The sequence below is a fragment of the Micromonospora endolithica genome (genome assembly GCF_003626595.1).
GTDB lineage: Bacteria > Actinomycetota > Actinomycetes > Mycobacteriales > Micromonosporaceae > Micromonospora > Micromonospora endolithica.
The window spans coordinates 383520-405045 of the sequence record NZ_RBAK01000004.1 but is presented as its reverse complement, the minus strand read 5'-3'; the positions used below and the strand labels follow the sequence as shown (position 1 = coordinate 405045).

The following is a 21526-nucleotide window of genomic DNA, read 5'->3' as shown; positions in this document are numbered from 1 at the left end:
CGGAGGACGCGCGATCCCCCGGCGACCGCTCAGGACGTGACCGGTGTCACGGAGTGGCCAGGTCGAACCGGCGCACGGTCACCGCACCGCCCAGTGCCTGGGTGGCGTGGTTGAAGATCGCGAACCGGTACCCCATGAAGAACTGCCAGTTGTTGGCCAGCGTCAGGGCGTTGCCCAGGGGCGTGAAGGTGACCCCGTCGGTGCTGTACGAGAACGTCGCCTGCCGGCCGGAGCCGGGTCGGATGTCGGCGGTGGCCCGCAACCAGATCCGGCCCCCGGAGACCGGCGCGCTGGCCACCTCCGTGCCGGTGCTGGTGGTGTTCCAGTTGCCGTCCATGGTCAGGTTGTTCTGCATGACCACCCGGGTGCTGCCGTTGTCGCGTCTGACCCCGATCCAGGCCGACGTGTTCCGGAAGACGGACAGTCCGCTCCGGTCCCCGTTCTGCATCGCGGAGTAGTCGAGTTCGACCGTGGCCGTGGAGCTGGGCCCCTGGATCCGGTGGGTCAGCGTGTTCCGGGCCGCGTACAGGTCGTTGGTGACGGTGGCGGTCTGGAGCCGGAGCCCGTTGTTGACCGAGAACCGGGCGGTGTCCGGGTTGTGGTTCCACTCCCACTGCGGGCCCAGCGTGGTGCCGGCGAACGTGTCCACGCCGGTCAGCGGCTTCACCGCCCGGGGCGGAGCGGGCAGGTTCGGCACCGGGTACGAGTTGCCCCAACGGCCGTTGACCGTCTGCAGCTGCGGCCAGCCGTCGGCGGTCCAGGTGATCGGGGCCATCGTCGGCATCCGCCCGCCGGGGTAGGCGTCGGTGAAGGCCATGTAGTACCAGTCGCCGTTCTGGGTCTGCACCAGGCCGCCCTGGTGCGGCACGCCGCCACCGGCGATCGGACCCGGCAGGTCGAGCAGCACCTGGCGCTGCTCGTACGGGCCGAACGGGCCGTTCGTCGACTTCAGCACGTACTGGCCGTTGGCCGGGCGGGTGAGCCAGATGTAGTAGGCGCCGTTGCGCTTGTAGAACCGGGCCCCCTCCAGGGTGCCGATGCTCGACGGCGTGGTGTACACCTGCTGGTTGTGGACCTGGGTGCGCCCGTCGGCGGACAGCTGCGCGACGCTGATGGCGCCGTTGCCGTACGCCACGTACATGGTGTCGTTGTCGTCGATCAGCATCCCGGCGTCGTAGTAGCAGTTGGGGATGGTCGCGTGCCGGGTCCACGCGCCGTCGACGGCGGACGCGGTGTAGATGTGGGTCTGGGCGAAGTCGATGCACCCGGCCCAGTAGAACGTGCGGTTGCTCGGCCGGTAGTTCAGGGTGGAGGCCCAGATCCCGTCCACGTAGGCCCGGCCGCCGTTCATGTCGTACTTCGAGCCGAAGTCCAGCCGGGGCACCGAGTGGCCGGCGAACTCCCAGTTGACCAGGTCGTACGAGCGCAGCACCGGAGCGCCGGGCGAGTAGTGCATGGTCGAGGCCGACATGTAGTAGGTGTTGTCCACCCGGATGATGTCCACGTCGGCGAAGTCCTGCCAGACCACCGGGTTGTTGAACGAGCCACCCGGCGGCGGCGTGGTGGGGTTGCCCCCGCCGTCGACGCGGACGAGTTGCCACTGCTGGTTGGTGCCGTTCCAGTCGTCGTACTGCACGATGTTGCCGCCGTCGGCGGTGGAGGCGCCCTGTACCTCGACCACCTTGTTGCTGTTGCGGTTGATCAACCGGACGTAGCCGCCGGTGGAGTCGGCCAGTCGGAACTGCTGGTTGGTGCCGTTGCCGTCGGCCCACTGCACGATGGACGCGCCGTTGGCGGTGGAGAAGTTGTAGACGTCGAGCACCTTGCCCGAGTGGCGTGACTTCAGTCGGTAGTAGCCGCCGCCGGAGTCGACGAACTGCCACTGCTGGTTGGTGCCGTCGTTGCGTGACCACTGGCTGATCCGCGCGCCGTCGTTGGTGGCCCGGTTGAACAGGTCCAGCGCCTTGCCGCTGTTGCGGTTCACCAACACGTACCACGCGTTCGTGTCCACCGTCGCCGCCGACGCGGGGGTCGGCGCGATCGCCGCCAGTGCGCCGCCGAGCAGCACCGCGACCGCGGCGGCGAACACCCTCCACCGCCGCCCACGCCCCCGCGCCGATGGCGCTGTCCAGGGAACCCGACCGATGGCAACCATGATCCTCCTTCGCTGGCCTGATGAGCCGGACGCTCTCCGACCGGCATCCGCGTCACCGGTCGGCCACGTCGCGCCGAACCGCAAGTGTGATCGCTAACATCGATCGTCGCCGTGCCGCTGGGATCGATCGAACTGAGCGGACTGAACCCGCTCGACACAGCCATCGAGTTAGATTGATGTCTACTGTTATCGATAACATCCTTGTAGTCAAGACGAAACACTCCGGCGGCGACCGGGCCGCCCGCGCGGACGGTGCAGGACCCGGCGGGACGGCGTGCGCGTCCGGCGGAGCCGCCACCCGCAGGGCCCCTCAGGGCCGGGTCCGGACGGCCACCGATCCGTCAGGTCATCGACAAGGACGACGACGTGGCTACGCTTCAGCCGAGGTGGGAGAGCGTCCGCAACGCGGCGCTTCCGCGCCGGCAGTCCATCGACCTGTTGAAGGAGGTGGAGAGTCACCATGGACCTCAGTGACGCCCGGTGGCGCACGTCCACCCGCAGCGGCGCGAGCGGCGGCAACTGCGTCGAGGTGGCGGACAACCTGCCCGGCGTCGTCGCGGTCCGCGACTCCAAGGACCCGGCCGGCCCGGCGCTCACCTTCGCCCCGGCCCCGTGGCGCGCATTCGTCGCCCGGGTCGCCGCGCGGGGCTGAGCCGACCACCGACCGGACCAGCGCCCGCCCCCGGACCGGGGACGGGCGCTTCGCGCTGCCGGAAGCCAGGCCGCGGTGGGCCTCAGAAACCGCGGGCGAGCCGGTAGTAGGCCTGGTTCCAGCGGATCTCGTCGGCGAACCGACGAGGGTGGGTGTCACCGTCGATGACGACGAGTTCGGTGCGGCTCATCTCGGCGAGGTCGTGCAACTCCTCCACCCCCACCGCCTGGGACAGCACGGTGTGGTGCGGGGCGCCGGCGGTGATCCACGCCTCGGCCGAGACGGGCAGGCTCGGGCGCGGTCGCCAGACCGCCCGCGCCACCGGAAGCCGGCGCAGCGGGTGCGGCGGCGACACCACGTCGATCTCGTTGGCCACCAGGCGGAACCGCTCGCCCATGTCCGCCAGGCCCAGTACCACCGCCGGGCCGGGCGCGGCGTCGAACACCAGCCGGACCGGGTCCTCCCGCCCGCCGATGCTCAACGGGTGGATCTCCACGTTCGGCACGTCCCCGGCGATGCTCGGGCAGACCTCCAGCATGTGCGCGCCGAGCACCAGTTCCTCGCCCGGCGTGAGGTCGTAGGTGTAGTCCTCCATGAACGACGTGCCACCCGGCACCCCGACGGCCATCGCCTTCAGGGTGCGGACCAGGACCGAGGTCTTCCAGTCGCCCTCGCCGCCGAAGCCGTAGCCGTCGGCCATCAGCCGCTGCACGGCGATGCCGGGCAGTTGGCGCAGACCGCCCAGGTCCTCGAAGTTCGTGGTGAACGCCCGGAATCCACCCGCGTCCAGGAAGGTACGCAGACCGATCTCCAGGCGGGCGGCGTACCGCAACGAGTCGTGCCGGTCTCCGCCGGCGCGCAGTTCGAGGGGCACGCGGTAGGTGTCGTCGTACTCCTTCACCACGTCGTCGACCTGCGCCTCGGCCACGTCGTCGACCACCGCGACCAGATCGTTGACGCCGTAGGTGTTGACCGAGACGCCGAACCGCAGCTCCGCCTCGACCTTGTCGCCCTCGGTCACCGCGACGTCGCGCATGTTGTCGCCGAACCGGGCCAGCCGCAGCGACCGCATGGCCGACCAGCCGAGCGCCGCCCGGCTCCAGGCCCCGATCCGCTGCGCCACCCGCGGGTCGCTCACGTGTCCGGCGACGGTCTTGCGGGCCACGCCGAGACGGGTCTGCACGTACCCGAACTCCCGGTCGCCGTGGGCGGCCTGGTTCAGGTTCATGAAGTCCATGTCGATCTCGCCCCACGGCAGCAGGACGTTGGCCTGGGTGTGCAGGTGTAGCAGCGGAGTGCGCAGCGCGTCCAGGCCGCCGATCCACATCTTCGCCGGCGAGAAGGTGTGCATCCACGCGATGACCCCGACCGCACCCTGCACGGCGGCGTCGCGGCACACCTGGAGGATGTCCGCGCTGGTGGTCAGGACCGGCTTCCAGACCACCCGCACCGGGATCTGCGGGGAGTCGTCGAGCGCCGCCGCGATCTGGCGGGACTGCTCCGCCACCTGCCGGAGGGTCTCCTCGCCGTACATGCTCTGGCTGCCGGTGAGGAACCAGACCTCGGGTTGCGCGTGTGTTGCCATACGGTTTTGCCTTCCGCGAGAGGGGCGGTCACTTGAAGCGGATGCCGACGAGGCGCTGGAGCAGGATGAACGCGAACAGCAGACCACCGATCACGATCTTGGTCCACCAGGAGTTGAGGCTCCCGTCGAAGGTGATGAGGGTCTGGATCACGCCCAGCACCAGCACGCCGAGCATCGTGCCGAAGACGTACCCGGAGCCACCGGTGAGGACGGTGCCGCCGATCACCACCGCCGCGATGACGTCGAGTTCCATGCCGACGGCGATCAGTGGCGCGCCGGAGAGGGTGTAGAAGGAGAGCAGGATCCCGCCGATCGCGGAGCACAGGCCGCTGATCGTGTAGACCGCGATCCGGGTGCGGCCGACCGGCAGCCCCATCAGCAAAGCCGACTGGGGGTTGCCGCCGATGGCGTACACGTTTCGGCCGAGGCGGGTGTAGGCCAGCGTCCACGCGGCGATGGCGACCACGGCGAAGGCGATCAGCACGCTGATCGACACGAAGTTGCCCCGCGGGTCGCCGATCCGCTGCTGGGACATGGTGGTCCAGAAACCGTCGGTGATCGGGATCGAGGACCCGCTGATGAAGGTGCACATGCCGCGGGCGAAGAACATCCCGGCGAGGGTGACGATGAACGGCTGGATCTCGAAGAAGTGGATCGCACAACCCATCAGGAAGCCGAGGAACGGCCCGATGAGCAGCGCGATCACCAGCACCAGCAGCGCCGGCAGGCCCTGCTGGAGCAGGGACGCCGACACCATCGCCGTCATCGCGACGACCGCGCCGACCGACAGGTCGATCCCGCCGGTGAGGATCACGAAGGTCATCCCGACCGCGACGACCAGCAGGAACCCGTTGTCGATGAAGACGTTGAAGATCACCTGGACGTTGGAGAACGCCCGGTACTGGGACACCCCGATGCCGTACATGACCAGCAGCAGGGCGAGGGTCGCCAGGACCGGCACCTGCCGGCGGGGCACCCGCGACCGAATCCGGCCGAGGGTCAGCGCGGCGCTGCTCATGCCGGCACCTCCTCCTTCTGCCGCGCCTGGCTCGGCGGGCTGGTCGGGTTCGTCGGGGTGCCTCTGCGCCGGCGGGTGAGGCGGGCCCGGAAGGCCGGGGCCTGGATGAGGCAGACGGCGATCACGACGACCGCCTTGAACAGCAGCGACGTCTGGGGCGAGATGTTCATGGCGTACACCGAGGTGGTGAGGGTCTGGATGATCAGCGCGCCCAGGATGGTGCCGCTGAGATAGAACCGCCCGCCGGCGAGCGCGGTGCCGCCGATCACCACGGCGAGGATGGCGTCGAGTTCGATCCAGAGGCCGGCCGCGTTGCCGTCGGCGCTGGAGACGTTCGCGGTGATCATGAAGCCGGCGACCGCGGCGCAGGCGGCGCTGAGCACGTAGGCCAGGAACACCACCCGACCGGAGCGGATGCCGGCCAACCGGCTGGCCACGGAATTGCCGCCCACCGACTCGATGATCATGCCGAGCGCGGTCCGCCGGGTGAACGCGGCGACCAGCAACGCCGCGGCCAGCGCGATGAAGACGGCCAGCGGCAGGGTCAGCACGTGGCCCAACCCGATCGCCCGGTACGGCTCGGAGTTGATGGTGATGATCTGGCCCTCGGTGATCAGTTGCGCGAGCCCCCGGCCGGCCACCATCAGGATCAGGGTCGCGATGATCGGCTGGATGCCGATCACGGCGACCAGCACCCCGTTCCACGCGCCGAGCACCAGCGCGATCCCGAAGCCCAGCGCGAGCGCGGTGAACACCACGGCAAGGCTGTTCTGGTCCGGTTGCTGGCTGATGTACGAGCAGGCGAGCGCCCCGCTGATCGCGCAGACCGAACCGACCGACAGGTCGATGCCGCCGGTCGAGATGACCACCGTCATGCCCAACGCGACCAGGATCAGTGGTGCGCTCAACCGCAGGATGTCGATCGGGGTGCCGTACAGGTGCCCGTCGTTGACCTCGACGGAGAGGAAGCCGGGACGGTAGATCGTGTTCGCGGCCAGCATCACCACGAGCACCGCGACCGGCCAGAACAGCCGGTGCCCGGTCACCGCCCGCCAGCGGCTGCCGGTGTCGGTCATCGCTTCGCCTCCTCACGCGGGGATCCGCTGGCGATGGTCTGCATGACGCGGTCGGCGTCGAGGCTGTCGTCGTTGGCCAACTGCGCGACCATCCGCCGGTCCCGCATCACGGCCACCTTGTGGCTCAGGCGGAGCACCTCCTCCAACTCGGCGGAGATGAACAGCACCGCCATCCCGCCGTCGGACAACTGGGCCACCAGCTTCTGGATCTCGGTCTTCGCGCCGATGTCGATGCCCCGGGTGGGCTCGTCCAGGATCAGCAGCCGCGGCTCGGTGATCAGCCACCGGGCCAGCAGCACCTTCTGCTGGTTGCCCCCGGAGAGGTTGCGCACCGGCACCTCCGGGTCGGCGGGCCGGATCTGCAACGCCTTGACGTACCTCTCGACCAGCTCGTCCTGGCGGCGGCGCGGGATGGGCCGCAGCCAGCCGCGGGCGGCCTGCATGGCCAGGATCATGTTCTCCCGGACCGAGAGGTCCGCGACGATGCCCTCGGCCCGTCGGTTCTCCGAGCAGAAGCCGATGCCGTGCCCGATCGCCTGCGCCGGGGTGCGCAGCCCGCTCGGCCGGCCGTCGACGGCGACCTCACCCCGGTCCGGGCGGTCCGCGCCGAACAGCAGGCGGGCCACCTCGGTACGACCGGAGCCGAGCAGCCCGGCCAGGCCGACCACCTCTCCGGCGTGGATGGTGAGGCTGAACGGCTCGACCGCACCGGAGCGGCCCAGTTTGGAGACTCCCACCAGCGGGGTCCCCTCCTCCAGGGTGGCGATCTCCCGCCGGGGCTGCTCCTCGATGTCCTCCAGGACCTCCAGCTCCTTGCCGATCATCTTCTCGACCAGGGTGAGCTGGGGCAGGTCGGCGCTGGGGTACTCGCCCACCAGTTGGCCGTTGCGCAGCACGGTGATCCGGTCGGCGACGGCGTAGACCTGGTCCAGGAAGTGGGTGACGAACAGGATGGCGATGCCCTCGTCGCGCAACTGCCGCATGATGCGGAACAACTGCGCGACCTCACCGGCGTCCAGGCTGGAGGTCGGCTCGTCCAGGATCAGCACCCGGGCCCGGACGTCGATCGCCCGGGCGATGGCCACCATCTGCTGGACGGCCAGCGAGTACGACCCCAGTGGCGCGCTGACGTCGAGATCCAGCTCCAGGCGGGCCAGCAGCTCCCGGGCCCGGCGACGGACCTCGCCCCAGCGCACCGCGCCCAGTCGGCGGGGTTCCCGGCCGATGAAGATGTTCTCCGCCACCGACAGGTTGGTGCAGAGGTTGACCTCCTGGTAGACGGTGCTCACCCCGGCGGCGGTGGCCTGCATCGGACCGGCGAACGACACCGTCTCACCGGCGAGCGTGACGGTGCCCTCGTCGGTGTCGTACACGCCGGTCAACACCTTGATCAGGGTCGACTTGCCGGCGCCGTTCTCGCCCATCAGGGCGTGCACCTCACCGGGGAAGAGCCGGAAGTCGACGTGCTGGAGTGCGCGCACTCCGGGGAAGGACTTGCTGATCCCGGTCATCGTCAGGACCGGGCGGCTCTCCGTCATCCCATCAGACCTCTTCTGGTTCGGCGACGCGCCGGGGTCGCCACGTCGGCGGCGACCCCGGGCATCGATCAGTACTTGCGGTTGGGCAGGGCCTCCTTGGCCTGCTCCGGGGTAAAGGTGGTCTCCTCGGTCTCGATCCGGGGCGGCACCTCCTCGCCGGCGTGGACCTTCTTCGCGAGGTCCATCAGCTGCGGGCCGAGCAGCGGGCTGCACTCCGCGATGAAGTTGAACTTGCCGTCGGCCAGGGCCTGCATGCCGTCCTTGACCGCGTCGATCGTGATGATCGTGATGTCCTTGCCCGGCGTCTTGCCGGCGGCGGTGATCGCCTCCAGAGCGCCGAGACCCATGTCGTCGTTGTGCGCGAAGAGCACGTCGATCTTCGGGTTGGCCCGGAGGAACTGCTCCATGACCTGCTTGCCGCCGGCCCGGGTGAAGTCACCCGACTGGGAGGCGACGATCTTCAGGTTGGGGTTGGCGGCGATCGCCTCGGCGAAGCCCTTCTTGCGGTCGTTCGCCGGCGCCGAGCCGGTGGTGCCCTGGAGTTCGACGATGTTCACCGGCCCGGTGGCGGACTTCTTGTTCTCGACCAGCCACTCCCCCGACAGGCGGCCCTCCTTGACGAAGTCCGAGCCGAGGAAGGTCTTGTAGAGCGACTTGTCGGCCGAGTCGACGGCACGGTCGGTCAGGATGACCGGGATGCCGGCGTCCTTGGCCTCCTTGAGCACGGTGTCCCACCCGGACTCCACCACCGGCGAGAAGGCGATCACGTCGACCTTCTGCTGGATGTAGTTGCGGATGGCCTTGATCTGGTTCTCCTGCTTCTGCTGCGCGTCGTCGAACTTCAGCTCGATGCCCGCCTCCGCGGCCGCCTCCTTGATCGAGGTGGTGTTCGCGGTACGCCAGCCGCTCTCCGCGCCGACCTGGGAGAAGCCCAGGACGAGCTTGTCGCTGCCGCTGCCGGCGTCGCCACCGGTGTCGCTGTTGCCGCAGGCCGCCACGCTGCCGACGAGCAGCACGGTGGCCAGGGCCGTGGCGGCGGCGCGCCAGGGCCTCAAGGACGTTCGCATCTTTCGCATCGGATCTCCTCGGATGTGGGGTGTGGTGGGGGGCTGACGCCGACCGCCGGTCACGGTCCACGTCGGTGGTGCGTCCGGTGGGCCCGGGCCGGTCAGGAGTTCGCCGGCGCCGTTCGTTGGCCGTACACGTTCTGGTAGCGGTGGTAGAGGGCGTCGATGTCCGCCTGAGGTATCGGCACCGGTCGGCCGAGTACGCGGGCCAGGTGCGCGGTGCGGGCCACGTCCTCGCACATGACCGCGGCCTTGACCGCCGCGCGGGCGTCGCGGCCCACGGTGAACACCCCGTGGTTGCGCATCAGCACCGCCGGTGACCGGTGCCCGGTGAGGGTCGCGACGATGCCCTTGCCGATGTCGTCCCCGCCGATCAGCGCGAAGGGACCCACCGGGATCTCGCCGCCGAACTCGTCGGCCTGGGCGGTGAGGTGGCAGGGGATCGACTCGCCGCACGCGGCCCAGGCGGTGGCGTACGTGCTGTGTGTGTGGACCACCCCGCCGACCTGCGGCATCTCGCGGTAGACGTAGGCGTGGGCGGCGGTGTCGCTGGACGGCGCGTGGTCGCCCTGGACGAGTACGCCGTCGAGATCGCAGACCACCATCGTCCGCGCCGAGAGGTCGTCGTAGTCGACACCACTCGGTTTGATCACCATCAGGTCCTGGCCGGGGACCCGCGCGGAGATGTTGCCGGCGGTCCAGGCCACCAGGCCGTACCGGGTCAGTTCGCCGTGCAGCCGGGCCACCGTGGCCCGCACCTCGTCCACCTGCCGGGTCGCCTCGGCGTTCATCCGACCACCTCCAGCTCGGTCTGGTTCCGGGCGGCCGCGTCGACGGCCGCGTTGCGGATCGCCCGCAGGCGGAGCATGACGTCGTCGCCGCCGCGACCGAAGTGGTCGTGCAGCGCGCGGTACTCGGCGTAGAGGGCGTCGTACGCCCGCGCCCGGTCGGGGTCCGGCCGGTAGACGGCCTCGTGCACCCGCCCCATCGCCTCCGACGCCTCGTGGATCGTGGGATACGCGCCGGCGGCCACCGCCGCGTGGATCGCCGAGCCGAGGGCCGGCCCCTGCGCGGAGGCGATGATGTTCAACGGGCGGCGGGTGACGTCGGCGTAGATCTGCATCAGCAACTCGTTGGTGGTGAGGCCACCGGCGATCACCAGGTCGTCGACCGCCACCCCGGCGTCCGCGAACGCCTCGATGATCATGCGGGTGCCGTACGCGGTGGACTCCAGCAGCGCCCGGTAGACGTCCTGCGGACGGGTGGCCAGCGTCAGCCCGACGATCATCCCGCTGAGGTCGTGGTTGACCAGCAGCGAGCGGTTGCCGTTCCACCAGTCCAGGGCGACCAGGCCGTGTGCGCCGACCGGCTGGGCGGCGGCCAGCTCGGTGAGGCGCTCGTGCGAGTCGACCCCGGCCGGCGCGGCGTTCGCCACGAACCAGCCGAAGATGTCCCCGACCCCGCTCTGCCCCGCCTCGTAGCCCCACGCGCCGGGGCTGATGCCGCCGTCGACGACGCCGCACATGCCGGCCACCTCGGCCGGGTGCGTGCCGTTGACCACGTGGCAGGTGGAGGTGCCCATGATGGCGACCATTCGCCCCGGGCGTACCGCCTGCGCGGAGGCCGCGGTCACGTGCGCGTCGACGTTGCCGGCGGCCACCGCGATCCCCTCCGGCAGGCCGGTCCAGGCCGCGGCGCGGGCGGTGAGGGTGCCGGCCCGGGCGCCCAGCGGCAGCAGCGGACCGTCCAGCTTGGTCACGAAGTCGGCGAATCCGGGGTCGAGCGCGGCGAGGAAGTCGGCCGACGGGTAGTGCCCGTCCTGCCGGATCCCCTTGTAGCCGGCCGTGCAGACGTTACGGGTCTCGACGCCGCACAACTCCCAGACGATCCAGTCCGCGGCCTCGATGAAGCGGTCCGCCCGCCGGTAGACCTCGGGATCCTCGGCGAGGATCTGCAGACCCTTGGCGAACTGCCACTCGGCGGAGATCTTGCCGCCGTACCGGCCGATCCACGGCTCGCGCCGCTCGTGGGCCAGGGCGTTGACGCGGTCGGCGTGCGGCTGCGCGGCGTGGTGTTTCCACAGCTTCACCCAGGAGTGGGGACGGTCGCGCAGTTCGGGGACCTCGCACAACGGCGTGCCGTCGGCGAGTGTCGGCAGGACCGTGCACGCGGTGAAGTCGATGCCGATGCCGACGATCCGGGCCGGGTCAACCCCGGCGGCGGCCACCGCCGCGGGAACGGCGTGCCGCAGGACGTCCCGGTAGTCGTCCGGATTCTGCAGCGCCCAGTCCGGGGGCAGCGGCCGCCCTCCGGGCAGCGCGGCGCTGATCACCGCGTCGCGGTACTCGTGCACCGCGGTTCCCAGCTCGGCACCATCCCTGACGCGGACCACCAGGGCCCGGCCGGACAGGGTGCCGAAGTCGACACCGACGACGTAGCCGTCGCCCGCTCCGTCGACACGGCTCATGTTCACCTCCACCGTTGACCGGCCTAGTGTTAACGCTCACATCAAGCCTCGTCAAGACATCTGTTCGCAACAGCTGCGTAACGGAGCGAAGGCGAGGCCACGACCCTCCACGACGGACGTCCGGGACCGCCGGAACGGGGCCGGATCGGCAAATCACCCCGGGAACGGCGGGACAGATCCATGTTATCGATAACATTCGATCAGCGGACTCCGTGCGTGGCATCCATCCGGCACTGGCCAGACTCCCCGGGCGAGAGCCTGAGATCGCTCACAACCCGCGGCCGCCGACCGGCCGCGCTCGACGGTGCCTCGACCAGCGGGCGAGTCCCGCCCGAGCGACCGGCCACCCGGTCGAGCATTCATTTCTTACGGCCAAATTGCCGCGATCTTTCAGTTGTTCGTTCGACTATTGCGTGTCGATGACGGGCGCTGGCATGATGGCCGTCAATTCATCCCAGACCGGAAGGGGCGGTCGCCATGGCGCTCACCCGTCGCACACTGCTCGGGTCCGCGGCGGCGGGATCCGCGCTCGCCGTCCTGCCGGACCTGACGTCCCCCCGGGCCGCCGGCGCGGCCAGTCCACCCGGCGACGTGGTCGGCAAGATCTCCGTCGGTTACCAGGGCTGGTTCAGCGCACCCGGCGACGGCGCCCCGATCGGCGGCTGGTGGCACTGGAGCCGGGACCGGTTCCAGCCCCCCTCGCCGGCGAACACCACGATCGTGTCCTGGCCGGACGTGCGGGAGTACGACCGCACCTACCCCACCGCGTACCCGAACCTGGGCAACGGCCAGCCCGCCACCCTCTTCTCCTCCTACGACCAGCAGACCGTGGACACCCACTTCCGGTGGATGCAGCAGCACTGTTGCGACACCGCCGCCCTGCAACGGTTCAACCCGGTCGGCGACGAGGGCCCGACCCGCGACGCCATGGCGGTCAAGGTCCGCGGCGCGGCCGAGCGGTTCGGACGCAAGTTCTACATCATGTACGACGTCACCGGCTGGACCGCCATGCAGTCGCAGATCACACAGGACTGGACGACGAAGATGTCCGCGCACACCGCCTCACCGGCGTACGCGCGGCAGAACGGCAAGCCGGTCGTCTGCGTCTGGGGGTTCGGGTTCAACGACGACGGCCGCCCGTTCGCCCCGGCCCCCTGCCTCGACGTGGTGAACTGGTTCAAGGCGCAGGGCTGCTACGTCATCGGCGGCGTGCCGACCTACTGGCGGCAGGGCATCAACGACTCCCGGCCCGGCTTCGCCGAGGTCTACCACGCCTTCCACATGCTCTCGCCGTGGATGGTCGGGCGCACCGGCACCCTGGACGGGCTGGACTGGTTCTACGCCAACGTCAACGTGGCCGACCAGGCCGACTGCGCCGCGCACGGCATCGACTACCAGCCCTGCGTGATGCCCGGCGACCTGTCCGGCGGGCACCGCCGGCACGGCGACTTCTACTGGCGGCACCTCTACAACATGGTCCGGGTCGGCGCGCAGGGCCTCTACGTCTCGATGTTCGACGAGTACAACGAGGGCAACCAGATCGCCAAGACCACCGAGACGCAGGCGACCACCCCGGCCGGGACCGGCATCCGGGCGCTGGACGAGGACGGCACCTTCTGCTCCGCCGACTACTACCTGCGGATCACCGCCGACGGCGGACGGATGCTCAAGGGCCAACTCCCGCTCACGCCGGTGCGCCCCACCCCGCCGGTCGTCTCCGGTGGGCCGCCGCCGACCGGCAACCTGGCCGCCGGCCGGCCGGCCACCGCCAGCAGCCAGAACGGCCCGTTCACCGCCGGCAACGCCGTGGACGCTGACCGGGGCAGCTACTGGGAGGGCGCCACCAACGCGTTCCCCCAGTGGTGGCAGGTGGACCTGGGCACCAGCCACCCGGTGTCCCGGCTGGTGCTCGCCCTGCCGGCCGGCTGGGAGGCGCGCACCCAGACGCTCTCGGTGCAGGCCAGCACCGACGGCACGACCTTCACCACCCTCGCCGCGCCGGCCGGCATCCGATTCGACCCGGCCGCCGGCAACACCGTCACCGTCACCGTGCCGACCACCGCCGCCCGCCACGTCCGGGTGACGATCACCGGCAACACCGCCTGGCCGGCGGCCCAACTGGCCCACGTCGAGGTGTACGCGTCGACCACCGGAACCCCCACCGCGCCCACCGCGCCGGGCAACCTCGCGGTGACCGGCCGGACCGCCACCAGCGTGTCGCTGGCCTGGACCGCCGCCACCGACCCGGACGGCATCGCCGGCTACCGGGTACGGCGGGACGGCCAGCAGGTCGCCTCGGTCACCGGCACCTCGGCCACCGTCGCCGGGTTGAGCCCGGCCACCGCGTACACCTTCACGGTCGTCGCCCTGGACACCGCCGGGACGGTGTCGGCGCCGTCGAACGCGGTCACCGTCACCACCGACGCGGCGGCCCCGACCGACCTGGCCCGCGGGCGTCCGACCACGGCGAGCAGCCACACCCAGGCGTACGGCAGCGGGAACGTCGTCGACGGCAACCCGGACACCTACTGGGAGAGCGCCAACGACGCCTTCCCGCAGTGGGTACAGGTCGACCTCGGTGCGGCCACCACGGTCGGGCGCCTGGTGCTCCGGCTTCCCCCGGCGCCGGCCTGGCAGGCGCGCACCCAGACGCTCTCGGTGCAGGCCAGCACCGACGGCACGACCTGGAACACGGTGGTCGCCCCGGCCGGCCGGGTGTTCGACCCGGCCACCGGCAACCGGGTGACGCTGACCGCCACCGCGACCTCGGCCCGGTACGTCCGGGTGCGGATCACCGGCAACACCGGCTGGCCCGCCGGCCAACTGTCCCAGGTCGAGGTCCACTCCGCCTGACCACCGCCGCCTGACCACCTGAGCAGAGACGAGTCCCCGATGAACCGGAACATCCGTACGGCACCGCCGTACCCCCGTCGCCGGCCGACGACGGCGGTCGCTGCCCTGACCGTGCTGGCCACCACGCTGGGCGTGCTGGCCGGTGCGCCGAGCGGCACCGCGGCCGGGCGGCCCGCACCCGGCGCCGCCCCGGTGGTGACCCGGGCCGGGCTCGACCCGTCCCTGGTCACCGACCGGGGCGCCCGGGTCGCCTTCCTGGAGCAGGAGGCGGAGAACGCGGTCACCGACGGCACGGTGATCGGCCCCGACCGGACCGCGTACACGCTGCCGTCGGAGGCGTCCGGGCGGCGGGCGGTCCGGCTGGTTCCCGGCCAGCACGTGGAGTTCACGTTGCCGGCCAGGGCCAACGCGATCACCGTGCGCTACAGCATCCCGGACGCGCCCTCCGGCGGCGGCATCACCGCGCCGCTGGACGTCGCGGTCAACGGCGAGCGGATCCGGCGCATGACGCTGACCTCGCAGTACGCGTGGCTGTACAACCAGTACCCGTTCAGCAACGACCCCCACGCCGGCCTGCTGCACCCGGACTGGTGGATCACCGAGTGCGCCTGCGTCCCGGCCGACACGACCCCGTACCCGACCATCACCACACCGTTCCGGCCCAGCCACTTCTACGACGAGCAGCGGCTGTTGCTCGGCCGCACCTACCGGGCCGGTGACCGGGTCACGCTCACCGTCCCGGCCGGCAGCAACGCCGCGTGGACGGTCATCGACCTGCTCGACTCCGAGCTGGTCGGCCCGCCCCGGGTCCGGCTACGGGCCGCGAACGTGCTGGCCTTCGGCGCCGACCCGACCGGCCGCCGCGACTCCGCGCCGGCCATCGAGCGGGCGATCGCCTTCGCCACGCGGGCCCGACTGCCGGTCTACCTGCCGCCGGGCACGTTCCAGGTCAACCGGCACATCATCGTCGACGACGTGACGATCGCGGGGGCCGGCAACTGGTACACCCGGATCAAGGGCCGCCAGGTCGCCCTGCCCACCCCGGCACCGGACGGCTCGGTGCACACCGGCGTCGGCTTCTACGGTCGGGACGCCGCCGACGGCGGCAGCCGCAACGTCCACCTCTCCGGCTTCGCCATCGAGGGCGACGTCCGGGAGCGGATCGACACCGACCAGGTCAACGCCATCGGCGGCGCGATGAGCGACTCCACCATCGACGGGCTGCACCTGCGGCACACCAAGGTGGGCATCTGGTTCGACGGCCCGATGCGCAACGTGCGGATCACCAACACGATCATCGTCGACCAGATCGCCGACGCGGTGAACTTCCACACCGGCGTGACCGACTCGCTGGTCGCGCACACCTTCGTCCGCAACACCGGCGACGACGGGCTGGCCATGTGGTCGGAGACGACCGCGAACGCCCGCAACACCTTCGACCACAACACGGTCCAGTCACCGGTGCTGGCCAACGGCATCGCGATCTACGGAGGGACGGACAACACCGTCTCGCACAACCTGATCGCCGACCCGGTCCGTGAGGGCAGTGCCATCCAGGTGGGGTCCCGCTTCGGCGCGGAGCCGTTCACCGGGCACCTGCGGATCACCGGCAACACCACGGTCCGCGCCGGCACGTACGAGCTGAACTGGAAGATCGGGCTCGGCGCGATCTGGTTCTACGCGCTGGACCGCAGCATCGACGCCCGGATCGAGGTGGTCGGCGACGCGTACCTGGACAACACCTACAACGCGATCATGCTGGTCAGCGAGTGGGGGGTGAAGGACCTGTACCGGATCGACGGCGTGTCGTTCCGGGACATCCGGGTCGACGGCGCCGGCACCTCGGTGGTCAGCGCCCGCACCGCCGGGTCGGCGTCCTTCGGCAACGTCGACGCGCGCCACGTGGGTGCCGTCGGGGTCAACAACTGCGGGTCGTTCCACTTCACCCCGGCCGGTTCCGAGTTCGGCATCACCGACCTCGGCGGCAACGACGGGGGCTGGCTCGCCGACTGGCAGCTGCCCAACACCATCACCTGTGACGACCGTCCGCCGGTCGTACCGCCACCGCCGCCGGCCGGCTGGTGACCCACCCGACGCGACACCGACGAGGGGCCGCCGGGATCGACCCGGCGGCCCCTCATCGGTGTCGCGTCGGTCAGACGATCTCCACCCCGTAGACGCTGAGCGCCTCGGTGACCGGTTGGAAGTAGGTGGTCCCGCCGGCGGAGCAGTTGCCGTTGCCGCCGGAGGTGAGGCCCAGCGCGGTGCCGCCGCTGAACAGCGCGCCACCGCTGTCGCCGGGCTCGGCGCAGACGGTGGTGCGGATCAGGCCGGTGACCGTGCCCTCGGCGTAGTTCACCGTGGCGCCGAGGGCCTCGACCGTGCCGCCGTGCAGGCCCGTGGTGCTGCCGGAGCGCTGCACGGACTGGCCGACGAACGCGTCCGCGGCGCCGGTGATGTCCTGCGTGGTGCCGTTGTAGAGGGAGACGCTGCCGTCGGCGGCGGCGGCGTCGCTGTGCTGGACGATGCCGTAGTCGTCGCCGGGGAAGCTGCCGGTGCCGCCGGAGCCGAGCAGGCTGGTCTGGCCGGCGTCGGCGTACCAGTTGGCGGCGATGTCGGTGCAGTGTCCGGCGGTGAGGAAGTAGTGGGTGGAGCCGCTGCGGACGTTGAAGCCGAGTGAGCAGCGCCCGCCGCCCTGGGCGTAGATCGCGTCACCGCCGGCGGCGCGGGTGCTGAGCGTGCCCGCCTCCCGCTCGATCCGGACGGTGCCGTCGAGCCGCTGCGCGACGGCCTCGACCCGCTGGAGCTTGGCGCCGGTCACCGTGCTGTCGACCGAGACGACTACCTGGTTCGTCGCGGGATCGGTCCACCAGGCGGTGCCGGGGATCCGGGCGGATGCGTCGAGGGTGGCGGTGGCGCGGGCGAGGTCGTCCGCGCCCCGGGTGACGGTCCTGGGGGTCGCGCCGGCCGCGCGAACCTTCCTGGCGGCGGCGTCGTCGGTCACGGTGACGACCATGGTGCCGTCGGCCTGGGCGTACGCCCCGGCGGAGCGGTCGCCGAGTGCGGCGGCGAGCGCGGTGGCCTGGTCCGGGGAGGCGGTCGTCGCGGGGGCGGCCTGGGCGGGGGCACTGGTGAGCGTGCCGACGACCAGCGCGCCGGTCGCCGCGAGAGCGGCGGCGTGGCGCAGCGGGGACCCGGAGAGTCGCATATGGATACCTCCATGGAGCTGAGCGTGGGCTGCCGTTCGGGTAGCCCCGGGCGGCCGATCGGAGTGATGAGGCTCACCCGACCGGGCGCTTCGAAACTTTCACATGTTTGAGATTGATTTCAAGCGTCCCGGTTGGTCATACTCCGCCGCTTCTCACCCATTGGGTGCCGACGGCCCGACGAGTGGCAAGTCGGATGGTCTGTGCTGATTGGTGGAGACATCGCAGGTCGGCGTGGGGTCGGCCGGGCCACGCCGGCCGCCGCGCGGCCGGCCGCCGGTCCGCATCCCGGGACACCCGGGATTGGCGGAAAAATGCCGCGGGCGGAGCGCCGTCGGGAGATTTCCTACCTCCCGGCGGCACCCCGGGAACCCGTCCACCGGGGCCGGTCACCGTACTGTCGAGGTGAACCACCGATCGCGCGGAGAGCTGTTCTCCGCGCCTCGGTACCCGACAGTCGACGAGGTCCGCCGGGATGCTGAAGAGTGTGACTGTGGACGGCCGATCCCCCGAGGACAGCCGCCGCGCGAGCCTGGGGGCGCTGCTGCGCCGGGTGCACCTGGCCGGCGCGGTGTCGCGTGCCCGGCTGGCCGAGTCGATGGGCCTGAACCGCAGCACGATCATGGCGATGACCGCGGAACTCGCGGCGGCCGGGCTGGTCCGGGAGGACCTGCCGGAGCTGACCGGCCGGGCGGGGCGGCCGTCGTTGCTGGTCCGTCCGGCGTCCGACCGGGCGTACGTGCTCGCCTTCGACATCGCGGTGGACCGGCTGGTGGCCGCGCGGGTGGCCCTGGGCGGCGCGGTCCTGGAGCGGCGGGAGGCACCGCGGACCCGGGCCGGCGCGGACCTGGACACGGTGGTGCGGGTCCTGGCCGAGTTCGGACGGCAGTTGCACCGCGGCGCGTCGCCCGGCTCGGTGTGCGTGGGCGTCGGCGCGTCGTACTGCGGCATGATCCGTCCCGGCGACGGCATGGTGCGGTTCGGACCGGACATGGGATGGGTGGACCAGGCGTTCGGCGCGGAACTCGGCCGGCGGCTCGACCTCGACCTGCCGGTGCTGGTGGGCAACGAGGCCCACCTCGGCGCGCTGGCCGAACACCAGCGTGGCGCCGGCGTCGGCGTGCGGAACCTGGTCTACCTGCACGGTGACGTGGGCGTCGGCGGCGGCATCATCGTCGGCGGCGAGTTGCTCGGCGGCGACGGCGGGTACGGCTCCGAGGTCGGGCACATGCTGGTCAACCCGTACGACGGACGGCCGTGCGGGTGCGGCTCCCGGGGCTGCCTGGAGGCGGAGGTCGGCGAGCGGGCGCTGCTCGACGCGGCCGGCCGGCCGGCGGACCGGTTCGGGCGGGAGGCCGTCCGGGAGGTGGTGGACGCCGCCGACCGCGGCGAGGCCGCCGCCCGGGAGGCGCTGCGGATCATCGGCGACTGGTTGGGCATCGGCGTGGCGAACGTGATCAACCTGTTCAACCCGGGCATGGTCATCTTCGGTGGCATGCTGCGGGAGGTCTACCTCGGCTCGGCCACCCAGGTGCGCGAGCGGATCGCCGCCAACGTGCTGCCCGTCTCGCGGGAACGGGCACACCTGCGGATCTCCGCGCTCGGCGACGACAGCACCCTGGTCGGCGCGGCGGAACTCGGCTTCTCCCGCCTGTTCACCGACCCCCTGGGGACCCCGGTCGGCTCACGGTGAGCGTCCCGCCGCCCCGGCCGGAGTTCCTCCTCAGGTCGTAGGCCGATTGCCGTCCTGCGGCAGATGGCACGGCCGGGCCGCTCTTACAGGCTTGGCGGGAGCACTCCGAGTGACGCCGCCGGATCCCCTCCGGACACTCGGAAAGCCGCGAGAGGCTGTGACCGACCATGATCCGGAACCCCGCGTCCGCCCGATCCTCCCCGCCCCGGTCCGGCCGCCTGGCGCTCCGCCGGACGGCGCTGCTGGCGACCGCGATCGCCCTCGTGGCGGCGGTCCCCGCCTGTGGTGCCGGCACGCCGACGGCCGACCCGCCTCCGCCGGTCGCCGTTCCGGCCGCGGCACCGGCCGTCGCCGGCACCGCCGTCTTGGACCGCCGGGACGTCGACGCGTGGCTCGACGGCCTGCTGCCGGCCGCCCTGCAACGGACCGGCATCGCCGGGGCCACGGTCGCCGTGGTCCACGACGGCAGGATCGTCACCGCCCGGGGTTACGGGTACGCCGACACCGGCACCGCCGCGGACGCCGACCCCGTCGCCGTCGACCCGGACCGGCACCTGTTCCGGGTCGGCTCGGTGGCGAAGCTCGTCACCGCCACCGCCGTGCTGCAACTGGTGCAGAAGGGCGACCTGGACCTCGACGCCGACGTGCGCGAGCACCTCGACTTCGTCCTGCCCCGCCGCTTCGACCGGGCGGTCACGCTGCGGCACCTGCTGACCCACACCGCCGGCTTCGAGGAGCGGATCGACGGCCTGATCGGCCTGGACGGCGGCGGCACCGACCTACGCCGGGCCCTGGCCACCGACCCGCCCGAGCAGATCTACGAGCCGGGCACCGTGCCCGCCTACTCCAACTACAGCAACGCGCTCGCCGGGTACGTGGTCGAGCGGGTGAGCGGGATGCCCTACGAGGAGTACGTCGCGCGCAACGTCCTGGCTCGGGCCGGCATGGCGTCCTCGACCTTCGCGCAGCCGCTCCCGGCGCACCTGGCGGACCGGATGTCCCACGGCTACCCGGACGCCTCCGCCCCGGCCGCGCCGTTCGAGACGGTCGGTGTCCCGCCGGCCGGGGCGCTGACCGCCTCGGCCCCGGACATGGCCCGCTTCATGCTCGCCCACCTCGGCGAACCGACCGGCCGTGAACCCCTGCTCGACCGGCCGACCCTGGACCTCATGCAACGGCCGGCCCTGGACGCGACCTCACTCGGCACCCTCGCCGACGGCCCCCGGATGACCCTCGGGTTCTTCGACGAGAGCCGCAACGGCCACCGCATCCTCGGCCACGGCGGCGACACCACGTACTTCCACGCCCACCTCCAGATCTACCCCGACGACCGGACGGGCGTCTTCGTCGCGCTGAACAGCAACGGGCGCCAGGGAATGGACAGCATCGACCTGCGTGAGGCGGTCATGTCGGGCTTCACCGACCGCTACTTCCCGGCGGCGGGCATCCGGTCGGCCGCGACGGTGGACGCGGCGACCAGTGCCGCACACGCCGCCACGGCGGCCGGCACCTACGAGAGTTCGCGGACGGCGCGCAGCACCTTCCTGACCGTGATCGGCCTGGCCGGCCGTACGACGGTGAGCGTCGCCGACGGTGGCCGGCTGCGGTTCGACCCCGGCCCGTTGTCCGACTCCCCCGCGCTGTACGAGGAGGTCGCCCCCTGGGTGTGGCGGGAGGTCGGCGGGCAGGCCACGGTCACCGTGCGGGTCAGCGACGGCCGGGTGCGGGCGATCGGCATCGACCCCGCGATCACCCTGCTGCCGGTCGAGCCCGCCCGCGGACACGCCGTCGTCGTACCGGTGTTCGCCGCGTCGCTGCTGGTGCTCGTGGTGGCCGTCCTCTCCTGGCCGGTCGGCGCGGTGCTCCGTCGCCGTCTCGGCCGCGCTCCACGTCCTCCGGCCGGGCGCACCGCGCGGATCCTGACCCGCGTCGCGGTCGCCGCCACGGTGCTCGCGCTGGTCGGTTGGGCGGTGAGCATGACCGTGATCATGGGCCTGACGGACGTACCCGTCGGCGCGCTGCGGACCGTGCAGGCGCTGCAACTGATCGGCCTGCTCGGGGTGGCGCCGGCCGCCGTCCGGCTGGCCGACGACGTCCGGCGCTCCGCCGGCCGGCGGCGGACCACCGGCAGTGTCCTGGTGCTGCTGGCGCTCGCCGGCGTCGGCTGGTTCGCCGTCGAGTTCATGCTGCTCGCCCCGGACATCACCTACTGACCC

14 protein-coding genes and 1 pseudogene are annotated in these 21526 nt (G+C 71.5%); 6 read left to right on the top strand and 9 right to left on the bottom strand.

What is annotated here, in order from left to right; translation table 11 throughout:
• Positions 1-46: 46 nt before the first annotated feature.
• Positions 47-2155: a family 43 glycosylhydrolase gene (locus D7223_RS13640; RefSeq protein ID WP_120728745.1), complete on the bottom strand. Its 2109-nt coding sequence runs from the start codon at positions 2153-2155 to the stop codon at positions 47-49.
• Positions 2156-2497: 342 nt separating this feature from the next.
• Between D7223_RS13640 and D7223_RS13635 the strand changes: the two are divergent.
• Together D7223_RS13635 and D7223_RS13630 are read left to right on the top strand one after the other, a co-directional pair.
• Positions 2498-2629 (top strand): annotated as a pseudogene (locus D7223_RS13635) (DNA-binding protein); the annotation flags it as partial.
• The gene (locus tag D7223_RS13630) at positions 2616-2807 is read left to right on the top strand and encodes a DUF397 domain-containing protein (protein ID WP_120728744.1); all 192 of its coding nucleotides are present in this window, start codon (positions 2616-2618) and stop codon (positions 2805-2807) included. The pseudogene D7223_RS13635 and the gene D7223_RS13630, both read left to right, overlap by 14 nt.
• Before the next feature lie 82 nt (positions 2808-2889).
• Here the strand turns inward: D7223_RS13630 and araA are convergent, their stop codons facing one another.
• The 7 genes from araA to araB all read right to left on the bottom strand — a co-directional run bounded on the left by araA (position 2890) and on the right by araB (position 11558).
• The gene (gene araA / locus D7223_RS13625) at positions 2890-4392 is read right to left on the bottom strand and encodes an L-arabinose isomerase (protein ID WP_120728743.1); all 1503 of its coding nucleotides are present in this window, start codon (positions 4390-4392) and stop codon (positions 2890-2892) included.
• A gap of 28 nt (positions 4393-4420) precedes the next feature.
• Positions 4421-5410, bottom strand: a complete 990-nt coding sequence (yjfF, locus tag D7223_RS13620) for a galactofuranose ABC transporter, permease protein YjfF (protein ID WP_120728742.1) — start codon at positions 5408-5410, stop codon at positions 4421-4423.
• A complete protein-coding gene (locus D7223_RS13615; protein WP_120728741.1) occupies positions 5407-6486 on the bottom strand; it encodes an ABC transporter permease in 1080 nt (359 codons plus the stop codon). The genes yjfF and D7223_RS13615 overlap by 4 nt, the downstream gene beginning before the upstream one ends.
• Positions 6483-8024 (bottom strand): sugar ABC transporter ATP-binding protein, encoded by a 1542-nt coding sequence (locus D7223_RS13610; RefSeq protein WP_120728740.1) that lies wholly within the window; start codon positions 8022-8024, stop codon positions 6483-6485. The genes D7223_RS13615 and D7223_RS13610 overlap by 4 nt, the downstream gene beginning before the upstream one ends.
• Positions 8025-8092: 68 nt before the next feature.
• The gene (locus tag D7223_RS13605) at positions 8093-9100 is read right to left on the bottom strand and encodes an ABC transporter substrate-binding protein (protein ID WP_186832209.1); all 1008 of its coding nucleotides are present in this window, start codon (positions 9098-9100) and stop codon (positions 8093-8095) included.
• A gap of 92 nt (positions 9101-9192) precedes the next feature.
• A complete protein-coding gene (locus D7223_RS13600; protein ID WP_120728739.1) occupies positions 9193-9882 on the bottom strand; it encodes an L-ribulose-5-phosphate 4-epimerase in 690 nt (229 codons plus the stop codon).
• Positions 9879-11558, bottom strand: a complete 1680-nt coding sequence (gene araB, locus D7223_RS13595) for a ribulokinase (protein ID WP_120728738.1) — start codon at positions 11556-11558, stop codon at positions 9879-9881. Before araB ends, D7223_RS13600 begins: the two co-directional genes overlap by 4 nt.
• 477 nt (positions 11559-12035) lie before the next feature.
• Here araB and D7223_RS13590 point away from each other — a divergent pair, with 477 nt between their 5' ends.
• A complete protein-coding gene (locus D7223_RS13590) occupies positions 12036-14411 on the top strand; it encodes a glycoside hydrolase family 99 protein (RefSeq protein ID WP_120728737.1) in 2376 nt (791 codons plus the stop codon).
• A gap of 39 nt (positions 14412-14450) precedes the next feature.
• Complete coding sequence (locus tag D7223_RS13585) at positions 14451-16496, top strand: glycosyl hydrolase family 28-related protein (RefSeq protein ID WP_120728736.1); 2046 nt, start codon at positions 14451-14453, stop codon at positions 16494-16496.
• Positions 16497-16566: 70 nt separating this feature from the next.
• On the opposite strand, the gene D7223_RS13580 is transcribed toward D7223_RS13585, so the two are convergent.
• The gene (locus tag D7223_RS13580; RefSeq protein ID WP_120728735.1) at positions 16567-17619 is read right to left on the bottom strand and encodes a S1 family peptidase; all 1053 of its coding nucleotides are present in this window, start codon (positions 17617-17619) and stop codon (positions 16567-16569) included.
• Positions 17620-18110: 491 nt separating this feature from the next.
• Here D7223_RS13580 and D7223_RS13575 point away from each other — a divergent pair, with 491 nt between their 5' ends.
• On the top strand, positions 18111-19310 hold the full coding sequence (locus D7223_RS13575) for an ROK family protein (protein WP_238161908.1): 1200 nt from the start codon (positions 18111-18113) through the stop codon (positions 19308-19310).
• Positions 19311-19477: 167 nt separating this feature from the next.
• Positions 19478-21523, top strand: a complete 2046-nt coding sequence (locus D7223_RS13570; protein WP_120728733.1) for a serine hydrolase domain-containing protein — start codon at positions 19478-19480, stop codon at positions 21521-21523.
• The last annotated feature ends 3 nt before the right edge of the window (positions 21524-21526 follow it).